General features: G+C 71.1%; 12 protein-coding genes. 7 read left to right on the top strand and 5 right to left on the bottom strand.

Going from position 1 to position 13,224, the window contains the following annotated elements; translation table 11 throughout:
- Window positions 1–144 precede the first annotated feature (144 nt).
- Both ACFWRO_RS08950 and ACFWRO_RS08945 read left to right on the top strand, forming a co-directional pair.
- Window positions 145–1,290 (top strand): hypothetical protein, encoded by a 1,146-nt coding sequence (locus ACFWRO_RS08950; RefSeq protein WP_384506436.1) that lies wholly within the window; start codon window positions 145–147, stop codon window positions 1,288–1,290.
- A 38-nt stretch (window positions 1,291–1,328) separates the two neighbouring features.
- Window positions 1,329–3,107, top strand: coding sequence for a glycosyltransferase family 4 protein (locus ACFWRO_RS08945; RefSeq protein ID WP_384506434.1), 1,779 nt, complete (start codon window positions 1,329–1,331; stop codon window positions 3,105–3,107).
- A 58-nt stretch (window positions 3,108–3,165) separates the two neighbouring features.
- Here ACFWRO_RS08945 and ACFWRO_RS08940 read toward each other — a convergent pair whose 3' ends face one another.
- On the bottom strand, window positions 3,166–4,167 hold the full coding sequence (locus ACFWRO_RS08940; protein WP_384506430.1) for a CBM35 domain-containing protein: 1,002 nt from the start codon (window positions 4,165–4,167) through the stop codon (window positions 3,166–3,168).
- A 108-nt stretch (window positions 4,168–4,275) separates the two neighbouring features.
- Window positions 4,276–5,898, bottom strand: a complete 1,623-nt coding sequence (cdgB, locus tag ACFWRO_RS08935) for a diguanylate cyclase CdgB (protein WP_384506428.1) — start codon at window positions 5,896–5,898, stop codon at window positions 4,276–4,278.
- 338 nt (window positions 5,899–6,236) lie between these two features.
- Between cdgB and ACFWRO_RS08930 the strand changes: the two genes are divergently transcribed.
- Window positions 6,237–6,803 (top strand): flavin reductase family protein, encoded by a 567-nt coding sequence (locus tag ACFWRO_RS08930; protein WP_384506425.1) that lies wholly within the window; start codon window positions 6,237–6,239, stop codon window positions 6,801–6,803.
- Window positions 6,804–6,886: 83 nt separating this feature from the next.
- Here ACFWRO_RS08930 and arfB read toward each other — a convergent pair whose 3' ends face one another.
- Complete coding sequence (gene arfB / locus ACFWRO_RS08925; RefSeq protein ID WP_384506422.1) at window positions 6,887–7,315, bottom strand: alternative ribosome rescue aminoacyl-tRNA hydrolase ArfB; 429 nt, start codon at window positions 7,313–7,315, stop codon at window positions 6,887–6,889.
- Between the two features lie 141 nt (window positions 7,316–7,456).
- Here arfB and ACFWRO_RS08920 point away from each other — a divergent pair, with 141 nt between their 5' ends.
- Entirely contained in the window at window positions 7,457–8,032 is a 576-nt protein-coding gene (locus tag ACFWRO_RS08920; protein ID WP_384506419.1) for a TerD family protein, read from the top strand.
- A 223-nt stretch (window positions 8,033–8,255) separates the two neighbouring features.
- Window positions 8,256–8,963 carry a DUF4232 domain-containing protein gene (locus ACFWRO_RS08915; protein ID WP_384506415.1) on the top strand — a complete coding sequence of 236 codons (708 nt, stop codon included), beginning with the start codon at window positions 8,256–8,258 and terminating at the stop codon, window positions 8,961–8,963.
- Window positions 8,964–8,980: 17 nt separating this feature from the next.
- Here ACFWRO_RS08915 and ACFWRO_RS08910 read toward each other — a convergent pair whose 3' ends face one another.
- Both ACFWRO_RS08910 and ACFWRO_RS08905 read right to left on the bottom strand, forming a co-directional pair.
- On the bottom strand, window positions 8,981–10,411 hold the full coding sequence (locus ACFWRO_RS08910; RefSeq protein ID WP_384506412.1) for a M1 family metallopeptidase: 1,431 nt from the start codon (window positions 10,409–10,411) through the stop codon (window positions 8,981–8,983).
- A gap of 139 nt (window positions 10,412–10,550) precedes the next feature.
- The gene (locus ACFWRO_RS08905) at window positions 10,551–11,093 is read right to left on the bottom strand and encodes a heme-binding protein (RefSeq protein ID WP_384506409.1); all 543 of its coding nucleotides are present in this window, start codon (window positions 11,091–11,093) and stop codon (window positions 10,551–10,553) included.
- A 305-nt stretch (window positions 11,094–11,398) separates the two neighbouring features.
- Between ACFWRO_RS08905 and ACFWRO_RS08900 the strand changes: the two genes are divergently transcribed.
- Both ACFWRO_RS08900 and ACFWRO_RS08895 read left to right on the top strand, forming a co-directional pair.
- Window positions 11,399–12,538 carry a sensor histidine kinase gene (locus ACFWRO_RS08900; protein ID WP_384507177.1) on the top strand — a complete coding sequence of 380 codons (1,140 nt, stop codon included), beginning with the start codon at window positions 11,399–11,401 and terminating at the stop codon, window positions 12,536–12,538.
- Window positions 12,535–13,161 carry a response regulator gene (locus ACFWRO_RS08895; RefSeq protein ID WP_384506407.1) on the top strand — a complete coding sequence of 209 codons (627 nt, stop codon included), beginning with the start codon at window positions 12,535–12,537 and terminating at the stop codon, window positions 13,159–13,161. The genes ACFWRO_RS08900 and ACFWRO_RS08895 overlap by 4 nt, the downstream gene beginning before the upstream one ends.
- Window positions 13,162–13,224 lie beyond the last annotated feature (63 nt).

Below are 13,224 nucleotides of genomic sequence, written 5' to 3'. Positions count from 1 at the left end.
CGCGGAACCGAAGGTCCCACGGGGCTCACGGCTGCCGCCCTCCTGACGGGACGCCACAAAAACAGCTCCACCCGCGAAGATGATCGGACCGCCTGCGCGATGTGAGGATGTGGGTGAGTTGATCGATCGTGAAGGAGAGTCGGGATGAGCGGCCAACTGGAACTTGCCGACGCATACGAAATGATCTATTCGGCGGCGTCGCGGATGATGTGGCAAGAGGAGAACCGCGTATGGCGCCTGGACAGTCTGGGCGGGGGGTGGTCGGAGGAGCGCCGCGCGGCATGGCGGGAGTTGGAGGCGGCGCTGTCCGTCTCCGAGGGTCCCGCGCCGCAGGAGGGGGAGCCGTCGGATCCCACGCGTCATCTGATCTCCCGGCGCGCCGCCGGGCCTGTCGACCGGCCGATCACCTTCGCCGAGGCGGTGGCGGAGTGGGAGGCCCGGATGGCCGCGGACCCGGGCCCGTGGGAGACCCGGAGCGAGCCGTATCTGAACGACTACCTGGTGCCGGGGCGGGCCGTGGTCGTGCCTGAGGGTCACATGATGACGCTGACCCTCCCGTTCGCCGACCTGGTCAACCGGCTGGCGCCGGGGCGGCCTGCGCTGAAGATCGCCGGCAACACGGCGGAGTTGAGCCGGCTGGTACACGTGGCGGCCGACGAACTGCGGGCGGCGATGGGCGCGAACGCCCCGACCCCGCACCCCGTCGGAGCGGTCAACGTGGCGCGCGTGTCCCACCGGCCGTCCGACGTGGACGACCTGCGGCCGCGGTATGACGCACTCTTCCGGGCGGCCTCGCGCGCATCGGAGAACATGCCCACCCTGGCGTACATGCGGGAGTCCTCGGATTTCTCGGTGAACCCCACGACGACGCTGGCAGCGCAGGACGTTCAGGATCTTCTGGCCGGGCGGTCGAGGGTGTTCTGGCGGGAGCAGCACGAGTTGATCGACCCGAGCGTGCACTCGACCGCAGGAGTGGACTGGCCCGAGGGCCAGCCGGTTCCCGGCCCGATCGGAGCCGAGGGGAAATTCTTCGCCCGCAGTGCCGAGCTCGGGCGGAAGCCGAGGGCGCCGCACCCCGGAGAGGTCCGCACCTTCCGCGAGAAGGGAGACCCGGACCACGTCGCCATCTCTGCCGCTCGCGCGGGAGTTCTGGCGGAGATCCTGGACGAGTACGCCGCGAGGATCCACCCGGGTGCGGAATCCGGCATCATGCACCTCTCCGCCTTCGACCTGACGGACTTCATCTCCGAGGGAATCGGCCGCGAACTGCGGGAAACCTACGGCTTCTGACGCAGGGCGAGTGGTGATAGAGGAATACGGGGGGACCAATGACTGACAAGCGGTACAACATTCTCGTCGTGTCGGACAACAGCGGCAGAGGCGCGGGAGGTGTGGAGGTATTCAACCAGGAGATGGCCGAGGCTCTCGCCCGCCAGCACAACGTCACGTTGTTCACGGCCAACCCTGAAATGCCCCAGCACCAAGGCATACAGAGGGAGGTGACCACGCAACCCCCGGAGGGGGTGAAGGGGCGGGACTGGATCGAGCACGTCGCCGGCCAGGACCCCACGACGCATGGTCTGGAAGACCCGGCGAGCCAGCCCTACGACATGATCATCGGGCACTCGCGCTTCTCCGGACCGGCCGCTGCCGAGCTGCGCGAGAACTGGTATCCGGACGCGCGCGTGGTGCACTTCCTGCACACAAGCCCCGAACGGCTGCCGTTCGTAAAGGGGCTTTCCCACGAAAAGGCGACGGAAAAGGCCTTCGAGGACTCTTCGGTCGAACGTGAAACCTTGGCGCGCGCGGACGTCGCGGCCGGAGTCGGACCTCTCCTGTCGGAAGCGAGCAGACAGCTTTCCGCAGATGGCTCGCATATCCCGCATTCCCATGAAGTCATCCCGGGCACCCGAATTTATGATCCGGTGCAGCACGACCCCGCACCGGACCGACTGAACATCTTGGTCATGGGGCGGGTCGACGACCCCCTCAAGGGCGTGGACGACGCCGCGGAGGCGATAGGCCTGCTGAACAAGGCCGGCGTTTCCGTCCACCTCACCGTCCGAGGTGTCAAGGATGAGGAAATAGAAGCGGCAACGGCCAAACTCGCAAAACTCAGTGGCGGAAACGCGACGGTCAAGGGCCGCACGAGCAACGTGGAAGAGCTCAATGAGGACATCAGGGGCTCCCACGCGGTGATCATGCCCTCGAAGCACGAGGGTTACGGCATGGTGGCAGCCGAGGGACTGGCCCACGGTGTTCCCGTACTGGTCAACGAGGAGAGCGGCGCCGCGATGTTCTTCCAGGACACCGATCGCGTGCCGGCGGAGATCGGCGAGCGGTGCGTGGTGCCCGAGCCGACCGACGGCACGAGCCGCGCCAAGGCATGGATGAAAGCGATCAACCAGCTGGATCAGGAGCTCCCCCAGCGCCAGGCCGATGCGCTCTACCTGCGGGAAGTACTGCAGCAGTATTCCTGGGACCACGCTATGCAGGCCTTGGTCCAGGCGACCATGGAGCAGACGCCGCTGCCGCAGCGCGGCCCCGAGATGATGGTCACCGCGCAGGAGCGTGACGCGGCCCGCACGGTCCAGGGACCGAACGGTCAGGTGCTCACGCCCGAGGCACCGGAACTGGTGCAACCGGCGCCGCAGCAGGCCCAGATCGGCGCGCAGCGGGAGGGGCCGGGGCAGGAGCAACCGGCGCCAGAGCAAGCGGCACCGCAGCAACCCGCTCCTCAGCAAGCGGCACCGCAGCAACCCGCTCCTCAGCAACCGGCGCCTCAGCAACCCACGCCGCAAGCGCCCGTGCCGCAGCAACCCACACCTCAACAACCCGCACCGGAACCACCCCGACCGGGGTGGCAGGCGGGTATCGCGCACAAGCAGCCTGCCCCCGAGAGCGCCGCCCCCCGTCCCGCCGCGCCCGAGAACCCTGCGCCCGGCTGGCAGGCGGGGTTCATCCACAACCAGCCCGGCGCCGCCGGTAAGCGTGGTCCGGCCGCGCCCGCGCCGGGTGCCGGACCGAGCGGTCCCGCACGGTCCGGGCCCGAGCAGCAGCCGCCGCAGCCGCCGGGGCCTCGTGGCAACGACGGGATCGGCATGTGAAAGGGCGCCGGGGTGGACGTACCGCTCGTCCACCCCGGCGCCCTTCGAGCCGTACGGCTCAGAGGTTGTCGATCTTCACCCAGTCGAAGATCACGTCACACTGGTTCCCCTGCTCGCAGGAGAGCATGATCGTGTTCTTGCCCTTCTGGAGCGTCACCTGGGACCAGGTGGTCTGCCAGTTCTTCTCCAGGTTCGGGTCCGACGAGCCGATGAAGTTCTTCAGGTTCATCGGGTTGGTGTTCGCCTTGCCGTTGACCGTCACCGTGGCGTTGGCGTCCTTGGCCGGGATCGCGTACCGGACCGACATCTTGTACGCGCCCTCGGCGGGCACCTCGGTCTGCCAGGTGACGGACGAGCCGACAGCGTTGAAGCCGGTCACGTAGGCGCCGGTCACGCCCTCCGCGCCCTTGATGTCCTTGGCGAGGGACGCCGAGCCGCCCAGCTTGAGCGTGGCCGCGTCCTGCTGCGGCAGCGGGGCCTCCGACGGCTTGGTGCTGGGCTCGCCGGACGGGGTGCCCTGGCTCTGGGTGGTCCCGCCGGTCGGCTTGCCGCCGGCGTTGCCGCCGTTGGTGTCGTCGCCGCCGGAGTTGGTGATCACGGCGGCCGTGATACCGATCACGACGACCACGACGACCGCGATCGCGCCGATGAGCAGACCCCTGGTGTTCGGTCCGCGACCGCCGCCACCGCCACCGCGCTGGTGCGGGATCTGCCGGGTCTGCGAGCCGCCCGGGTACGTCTCGGGCGCGGCGTACTGCGGGTGCGGCTGGCCGTACCCGGGCTGGTGCGGGACCTGCTGCCCGGGCTGCGGCGGGTAGCCGCCGGGGCCGCCCTGCGGACCCTGGCCGTACTGCTGCTGACCGCCGTACTGGCGCTCGCCGACCGTTCTGACCTGGTTGTACGAGGTCCGGGGCACGCCCGGCTGCGCGGCCGGTCCGGGGTAGCCGTAGCCACCGCCCTGACCGGGCGGCTGGGCGCCTGCCGCCTGGCCGTCCGCGTACAGGTAGCCGAACGGATCGTCGTCCTCGGGCGTGTTCGCGCCGTCGTTACCGGCAGCCATCCCTGGTCACTCCTATCCATGCTCGCCAGCCGTCGCCGACCGGCCGAGCCTACCCCGAACGGAGAACCCGACGATCCGGACCTTGACAAGCGAGGGGTCCGCGCACCCTTATCCGGCGCGGCGGTGGACCTTGGCCCGGGACCGCTTCTCGATGTACATCCGCTGGTCGGCGGAGTTCAGGACCTCTTCGACGGTCATTCCGCACTCGGCCCAGCCGATGCCGAAACTCGCCCCGACCCGGACCGCCCGCCCGTCGACGCGGATCGGCGGAATGATCGCGTTGCGGAGCCGCACGGCCAGGTCGGCCGCGTCGGCCGCGCCGAGGCCGTCGGCGAGGACGACGAACTCGTCTCCGCCGAGGCGGGCGACGGTGTCCCCGTCCCGGACGCCGGTGGTGAGCCGCCGGGCGACCTCGATGAGCACGGCGTCGCCGGTGTGGTGCCCGAAGCGGTCGTTGATCGACTTGAAGCCGTCGAGGTCGCAGAAGAGGACCGCGAGCCCCTTCGTACCGTCGTCGATGTCACCGCCGGCCGGGGCGACGGAGTGGACGTGATGGTCGTACGGACCGCCCGCGCCCGGCCCCGCGTCGAAGCCGAAGCCGTGCTCGTGGCCGTACGGGGTGTCGTAGTCGGTCTCCGGCGTCGCGTGCGGGCGCTCGCACAGCCGGGCGCTGAGCCGCGAGCGCAGCTCGGCGCTGTTGGGCAGGCCGGTGAGGGCGTCGTGCGAGGCGCGGTGGGCGAGCTGGAGCTCGTGACGCTTGCGCTCCTCGATGTCCTCGACGTGGGTGAGGAGGAAGCGCGGTCCGTCGGCGGTGTCGGCGACGACGGAGTTACGGAGGGAGACCCAGACGTACGTCCCGTCGCGGCGGCCGAGGCGCAGCTCGGCGCGGCCGCCCTCGGCGGAGGTGCGCAGCAGAAGCCCTATGTCCTCGGGGTGGACGAGGTCGGCGAAGGAGTAGCGGCGCATCACGGAGGCCGGCCGGCCGAGGAGGCGGCACAGGGCGTCGTTGGTGCGCAGCAGGCGGCCGTGCTGGTCGCCGCCCATCTCGGCGATGGCCATGCCGGAGGGGGCGTACTCGAAGGCCTGCCGGAACGACTCTTCGCTGGCGCGCAGGGCCTGCTGCTCGCGTTCCAGCCGGACGAGGGCCCGCTGCATGTTTGCTCGCAGCCGGGCGTTGCTGATCGCGATCGCCGACTGGGAGGCGTACATCTGCAGGGCCTCCTGGCCCCAGGGTCCGGGGTGCCGGCCGTTGCGGGGCCGGTCGACGGAGATGACTCCGAGCAGTTCGCGCCCTGTGCCCGAGGCGTACATGGGGGCGTAGAGGCGGTCGTGCGGGTGCCACTCGTCCTCGAAGCGGGGGGCGGGGCCCTCGGTGTGCCACTGCGGGACGTCGTCCTCTATGAGGACCCAGCCCTCGGTGTGCGGGATGAACCGCAGGTCACCCCAGGCGACGCCCATGGAGAGGCGGCGTTCCCAGGAGGCGCGGGAGCCGACCCGGCCGGTGATCAGCGCTTCGGCGGCGGGGCTGCCGGCGAAGGCGGCGACGACCAGGTCACCGTCGGGGCGGACGAGGTTGACGCAGGCCAGCTCGTAGTTGAGACCGGCGACGATGCCGTCGGCAACGGTCTGCAGGGTGTCCGCCAGACTGCGGGCTGTATTGAGGTCGGCCACGACCTGATGCAGCTGCCGCAGGGTCGCAAGACGGACGTACGGCTCCGACTCGGTCTCCATCGCTCGCTCTCCCCGAGACCTCGACAGCAACTCCAGGGGTTCTCATCGGCTCTCGTGCTGCATTGTCCCCGCCACTGAATCACAGCGAGCTGTGCACCCGGTACACAGGGTCAACAAATACTGCGCTCTGTGACTCAAGTCACAAGGGGTGAGTAAGGGATGAGCGAGGGGTGCGGAGCGTCTCGGGAGGCCTCCGGAACGCGCTTCCGCGCCTTCGTGAACGCAAAGCGAACAGGGCCGTACGATCCCGGGGCCGATGGTCCTAGGACCGGCGGGGGTGCTTGGCCTGGTCCCGGGGCCCGATGTATGGGGGCGTGGGCCGGGGCTAGCGTGCGGGTGTGCTGACGACGACGCCTTCCCCGCCCCCCACTTCGGATCTGGCGATCCCTCATGCTGAGGGGGTGAGCAACGACGAGTTCCGGGCGGCGATGTCCCGCCTGGCGGCGGGCGTGGTCCTGGTGACGGCGCACGACCCGGACGACGGCCCGCGCGGCGAGGACGTCGGGATGACGGCGACCGCGTTCATGTCGGTCTCCCTGGACCCGCCACTGGTCCTGGTGAGCCTGCGCAACGGCTCCCGCATGGACGACCTGCTCGCCGAGGTCCCGGTGTGGGCGGTCTCGGTCCTCTCCGAGCAGCAGCGCCACATCGCGGGCCGCTTCGCGATGAAGGGCCGGGTGAGCGACCGCCTGCTCTTCGCGGACGTCCCCACCGTCCGGGGCGAGGAGAGCGGCGCCCCACTGCTCGCGGGCGCGCTCGCGACGCTCGAATGCCGTACGGAGAACCGGGTGGTGGCGGGCGACCACACCCTGGTGGTGGCCCGCGTCCTCACGGCGAAGGTCCCGACGGCGACGGAGGACAACCCGCTGACGTACTTCCGGGGGAAGTACCGCAGGTTGGGGTGAGGCCCTGGGCGCGGGGCACCTGGCGCGTGAGGCCCGGGCGCGGGGCGCGTGAAGCCCTGGGCGCACGGCCGCCTGGCGCCGGGTCAGCGCCAGCCGCGGCCCTGGCGCCCCCGCTTCGTGTCCGAGCGCTGCTTCTTCACCCGGAGCCGGCGCTCGTTGATCCCGCGCGGGATCTTCGTCGCCCGCCGGGGCTTCGGCGGCGGGGCCGTCGCCTCCGCGAGCAGCGCGGCCAGGCGGACGGCCGCCGTCTCGCGGTTGCGCCACTGCGAGCGGTGCTCCGACGCGCGGACCGTCACCACCCCACCCACGAGCCGCGAGGCGAGCCGTTCGAGCGCGCGCGCCTTCCAGACCTCGGGCAGCGCCTCCGTCGACGCGAGGTCGAAGCGGAGCTCCACCTGCGAGTCGCTGGTGTTGACGTGCTGCCCGCCCGGCCCCGACGACCGCGAGAAACGCCACATGAGCTCGGCCTCGGGCAGTGAGACGGAGCCGCGGATCAGATAGGGACCGGACATGTGTCCATGTTCCCTGGACGTGCTCCCCCACGTCATCCTGTTTTCGTATGGATTCCGCAGCATGGAACCGGCGGGGCATCGTCCGCGTTATCCCGGGTGACGAACGCAGGACCACATGAAGCACGAAGAAAGGGACTTCCCATGGCTGTAAGCCTGTCCAAGGGCGGCAACGTCTCCCTGACCAAGGAGGCTCCGGGCCTGACCGCCGTCACCGTGGGCCTCGGCTGGGACGTCCGTACCACCACCGGCACCGACTTCGACCTCGACGCCTCCGCCATCGGCGTCGACGGCGCCGGCAAGGTCGCCTCCGACGCGCACTTCGTCTTCTTCAACAACAAGTCGACGCCGGACCAGACCATCGTTCACACCGGCGACAACCGCACGGGCGAGGGCGGTGGCGACGACGAGCAGATCAACGTCAACCTCGCGGGCCTCCCGGCCAACGTCGACAAGATCGTCTTCCCGGTCTCCATCTACGACGCGGTCAACCGCTCGCAGAACTTCGGCCAGGTGCGGAACGCGTACATCCGCATCATCAACCAGGCCGGCGGCGCCGAGCTCGCCCGCTACGACCTCTCCGAGGACGCCGCCGTCGAGACCGCCATGGTCTTCGGCGAGCTGTACCGCAGCGGCCAGGAGTGGAAGTTCCGCGCGGTCGGCCAGGGCTACGCCTCCGGCCTGGAGGGCATCGCCCGCGACTTCGGCGTCAACCTCTGACGTACGCACGTCCCAGGGAGCCCCGGCGCGCCGAGCGCGCCGGGGCTCTCCCCTGCCCGCGCCCCGCCCCGCGCCCCCGACCCCTGCGGAATGTCGACCTCAGGTCCTGACTCCGTAACGGTCCCCCGGGCCACGGATGTCCCCGATGCCGCCAGGGCAGAGGATCGGTCGAGCACACGATTCCAGCCAAGCGATGTCCAAGCGAAGTACACGGGGGCTACTCATGCGCACTGCTCGCTCAGCCAGATGGAAGACCTGCACCCTCGGATTCGCGGCCGCCGCCGCGCTCCTCACGACCACGGCCTGTCAGCCCGACGACCCGGCCGCCGACGCCAAGAAGCCCACGGCGTCCGCCACTCCGTCGTCGGCCACTCCCCCCTCGAACGCCCCGACGTCCGCCCCGCCGAGCACGACGCCCCCCACCACCCCCGCACCGAGCAAGACGGGTGACGGCGGTGGAGGCGGCTCCACGGCCACCGTGGCCTGCAACGACAACGACCTGTCGATCGCCACATCGGCCTGGCGACAGGACTCGGGCCAGCACCTGCTCATCACGGCCACCAACTTCACCGACAAGCCGTGCACCCTCTACCACTACCCGCGCATCGGCTTCGGCGCCGAGATCGACGGCCCGATCCCGGCGATGGGGCCCAAGCCGAAGGCGATCGCCACGATCGGGCCGAAGCAGAAGGCGTACGCGGGCCTGTTCCTCTTCAAGGGCGGTGAGCAGACGGTCGCCGTGGAGGCGGTGTCCATCGGCTACCAGGACCGCGCGCTCGGCAGCAACAACGACGTCGCGATGCTCGACGTCTCGGTCCCCAAGGACCTCGGCCACCTGAACGTCGGCCCCAACCCCAAGACGACGTTCTGGAACCGCGACCTGCGCGCGGTCGAGGACATCCTGTTCAGGTCGGGCGCGAGCGGGTCGTAACCCGGACCGGAGAAGTTCTAGTCCGGCTGCGCCGGCTTCCCGTTCCCGTACAGCCACACGTCCCACACGTCGTCCAGGTCTTCGCCCGCCACGTCCTCCACGTAGGCGGTGAAGTCGGCGGTGGAGGCGTTGCCGTGACGGTGGGTCGCCGGCCAGCCGGCCAGGATCTCGTAGAACGTCTCGTCGCCGACCCGCTCACGGATCTTGTGGATGACCATCGCACCCCGCTGGTACACGGGCGGGTCGAAGAGGTTCTCGGCCGAGGGCGGTTCGGCGGGCGGGAAGGCCCAGTTGGCGTCGGACTCGAACGCCGCCTCGAAGCTGGTGCGCGCGGGGACGTCCTCGAAGTCCTCCGCGTACAGCCACTCCGCGTACACCGCGAAGCCCTCGCTCAGCCAGATGTCCTGCCAGGTCTCGGGCGTGACCGAGTTGCCGAACCACTGGTGCGCCAGCTCGTGCGCGAGGATCTCCGGCGTGAACGCGTCCAGCGGGAAGACCGGCCGGGTCTGGGTCTCCAGGGCGTAGCCCGCGTCACCGGTCCGCTCGACCACGGCTCCGGCGGCGGAGAAGGGGTACGGACCGAAGTTCTCCTCCTGCCAGGCGATGAGCTCGGGGATCCGGTCAAGCAGCTTGGCGCTCCGCTCGGCGACCGTCGGGTCGGCGGCGGTGAGCACGGGCAGCCCGGACGGCGTCGCCGACACCTTCGTCGTGTACTTGCCGATCCCCACGGTCGCGAGGTAGCTCGCCATCGGCTCGGCGACGTGCCAGACGGTCGTGGTCCGGCCGTTCGCGGTCCGCTCGGAGGTCCGTACGCCGTTGGCGACGCCCTGCGTGCCGGCCGGGACGGTCAGCGTGATGTCGTACTCCGCCTTGTCGGACGGGTGGTGATTGCCGGGGAACCAGGCCATGGAGCCGGCCGGCTGCCCCAGCGCGAGGGCGCCGTCGGCCGTCCGCAGCCAGCCCTCCTGCGAGCCGTCGGGGTCGGTGATCGTCTCGGGTACGCCGGAGTACGTGACCTTCGTACGGAACTCCTCGCCCTTGTCGATGTCGTCACGCGGCCGGAGCGTCAGCTCGTTCCCGGCGCGGTTGACGGCGGCCGGGGCGTCGTCGACGGAGGCGGAGTCGACGGTGAGCCCGGCGAGATCGAGGTTGAAGGCGCTGAGGTCCTGGGTCGCGCGGGCCGTGATCATGGCCGTCGCGTCGAGCCGGCCGCGCTTCGGGTCGTAGCGGAGGTCGAGCGCGTAGTGGCTGACGTCGTAGCCGCCGTTGCCGAGCTTGGGGAAGTACGGGTCGCGCAGCCCGGCCGCGCCGGGCGTGCCGTGCACCCCGCCGATGTCGATGCCGCCGCTCCCGCTCCCGCTCGCGCCGACCGTGCCGCCGGTGCAGCCGACGAGCACGAGCAGCCCGGCGAGGGCGGTCGCCAGGGCGGTTCGGCTGCGTATGTCCACGAATCGATCTTAGGCGGGGGTACGCCGAAGGTGCCGCCCGGCGGGGGTCCGGGCGGCACCTCTCGTACGACTCGCCTAGGCGAGCCGAGCCTTACGTGCCGAGCCCTGCTCGGCGGCGAGCCTTACTTGGCGACGGGCCTTACTTGGCGAGCGCCGCGACGCCCGCCTGCGCGAACTTCTCGTCCAGGTCCCCGCTCGGGGCACCGGCGACGCCGATGCCGGCGATCGGGGCGCCCTTGACGGTCACCGGGGCGCCACCGGCGAGGAACAGCGTGCCGGGGATGTCCTTCAGGTTCGGGGCCTGGGCGAGGCGGCCGGCGAGGACGGAGGTCGGGGCGTTCCAGGAGACGGCGGTGAACGCCTTGCGCTCGGCCGACTCGTAGGACTGCGGGCCCGCACCGTCGCCACGGAGGGTCACGATGGTGTTGCCGTTGCGGTCGACGACGGCGACCGAGACGCGCTGGTTCTCGTCCTCGGCGGCCTCCAGGGTGGCCTTCGCGGCCTTGGTGGCGGCCTCGATCGTCAGGTGCGTGGACTGCTGCAGGTTCTTGTTCGACGCGTCGGCCTTGACGGCGGCGGCGGGCGCGGCGGCCGGGGCGGAGGCGTTCGCGGAGACGGCGCCGAAGGTACCGGCGGCGAGGACGGCGGCGGTGGCGGCACCGAAGACGATCTTCTTGTTCATGGCGGGCTCCTCTTGAAAGACCGGGGGGTATCGCGTGGGCAGTGGTCGAGGCGGTCGGCGCCATCCGGTGGGGGCCGGCGGTTCCTTCGCTCTGCCATCGATCCTCCGGCCGTTTCCGGGCCCGTACGGTCCACGGACCGGCTGCCGCCGTCGCGCATGATGGACGACGGGCGTGTCAGCCGATCGGTTGATGGCCCTCTGGTCCTCCTGGGCCAGGATGGGTACGTAGCCCCAGGTCAGAGGAGTTTCGAGTGACGGCGCAGGCCCCGGAAGAGGACCCCGACGCACGCTGGCTCGCGCGGGTCATGCACGTCGCCTTCTTCCTCCTCCTCGGCGCGTCCCTGGCCCGCTTCCTGCTGCGGCACCCATGGGAGGACCGCAGCCCCTGGATCGTCTTCCTCTCCGCCGCGCTCGCCGCGCTCTACCTCCTCGGCCCCGCCCTCGGCGCCCGCGCCACCCCGCGCCGGATCGCCTGGCTGGTCACCGTCGTCGCGGTCTGGATGCTCCTGGTGGTGCTCGCGCCGAGCTTCGGCTGGTGCGCGGTGCCGCTCTTCTACACGGGCCTGCGCACGCTCCCGCGCCGCGCCGCCTTCGTCCTGGTCGCACTCCTCACGGTCTTCGTCGTCGCCGCGCAGGTCCAGCTGTCGAAGAACGGCTTCGACCCCGATCTCGTGGTCGCCCCGCCGGCCGTCGCCGCGATCGCCACCGCCGTCTTCGTCCACGCGCAGCGGCAGGCGGAGCGGCAGCGCGCCCTGATCGACGACCTGATCCGGACCCGGCGCGAGCTGGCCGCGACCGAGCGCCGCGAGGGCACCCTCGCCGAGCGCCAGCGGCTCTCGATGGAGATCCACGACACCCTCGCGCAGGGCCTGTCCAGCCAGCAGATGCTGCTCCAGGCGGCCGAGCGGACCTGGGACAGCGACCCGTCGACCGCCCGCCGTCATGTCCGTACGGCCGAGTCCATCGCCGAACGCAACCTCGCCGAGGCCCGCCGCTTCGTCCACGACCTCGCCCCCGCCGACCTCGCCGAGGGCGGCGGCCTCCAGGAGGCGCTGCGTACGGTCGCGGGGCGCGAGTCGGCCGCCTTCCGGGTCGACGGCGTACCGGTCCCGCTGCCCGAGCGCGTGCAGTCCGCGCTGCTGCGCATCGCGCAGGGCGCGCTCGCCAACGTCCGCGAGCACGCCTCCGCAGGATCCGCCGCCGTGACCCTGACCTACCTCGACGACCAGGTCGTCCTCGACATCGCCGACGACGGGCGCGGCTTCGAGCCGTCGGCGTCGGCGTCGGCCGGCGCGAGGAGCGGTGTCCGCGGCCACGGGCTGCCCGCGATGCGGGTGCGGGCCCAGCAGCTCGGCGGCACGCTGACCGTGGAGTCCACCCCCGGCGAGGGCACGGTGCTCTCCGTCGCCATCCCCCTGCCCACGACCCTGGAGGCCGGTCCATGACGGTACGGATCCTGCTCTGCGACGACCACGCCGTCGTCCGCGCCGGGCTGCTCGCGCTGCTCGGCAGCGCCGACGACATCGAGGTCGTCGGCGAGGCGGGCAGCGGCGAGGAGGCGGTCGCGATGGCCGCCAAAATGCGCCCGGACGTCGTCCTCATGGACCTCCAGCTCGGCCCCGGGATCGACGGCGTGGAGGCGACGCGCCGGATCGCGGGGGCGGGCTCCGGGGTGCACGTCCTGGTCCTCACGACGTACGACACGGACGCCGACGTCACCCGCGCCATCGAGGCGGGCGCGACCGGGTACCTGCTGAAGGCGGAGCGCCCGGAGGAGCTGTTCGCCGCGATCCACTCCGCCGCCCAGGGCCGTACGACCCTGTCGCCGCCGGTCGCGAGCCGGGTCATGGACCGGATGCGCGGCGCGGCGGGCCCGACGCTCACCGACCGCGAGCGGGACATCCTGGGCCAGCTCGCGCACGGCCTCGGCAACCGCGAGATCGCCCGCGCGCTCTTCATCAGCGAGGCGACCGTGAAGACCCACCTGGGGCGGATCTACGCGAAGCTCGGCGTGGACACACGTGCGGGCGCCGTCGCCGTGGCGAAGGAACAGCGTCTGCTGTCCTGAGACTGCTACCCTCCGTAGCCGTTCCGTCATTGAGTGTCGTTGAGCGCTGTTGAGCGTTGTCGA

The organism is Streptomyces sp. NPDC058579, from assembly GCF_042718575.1.
GTDB lineage: Bacteria > Actinomycetota > Actinomycetes > Streptomycetales > Streptomycetaceae > Streptomyces.
Note: the sequence above shows the minus strand (reverse complement) of the source record. Positions and strands in the feature narration are given on the sequence as shown.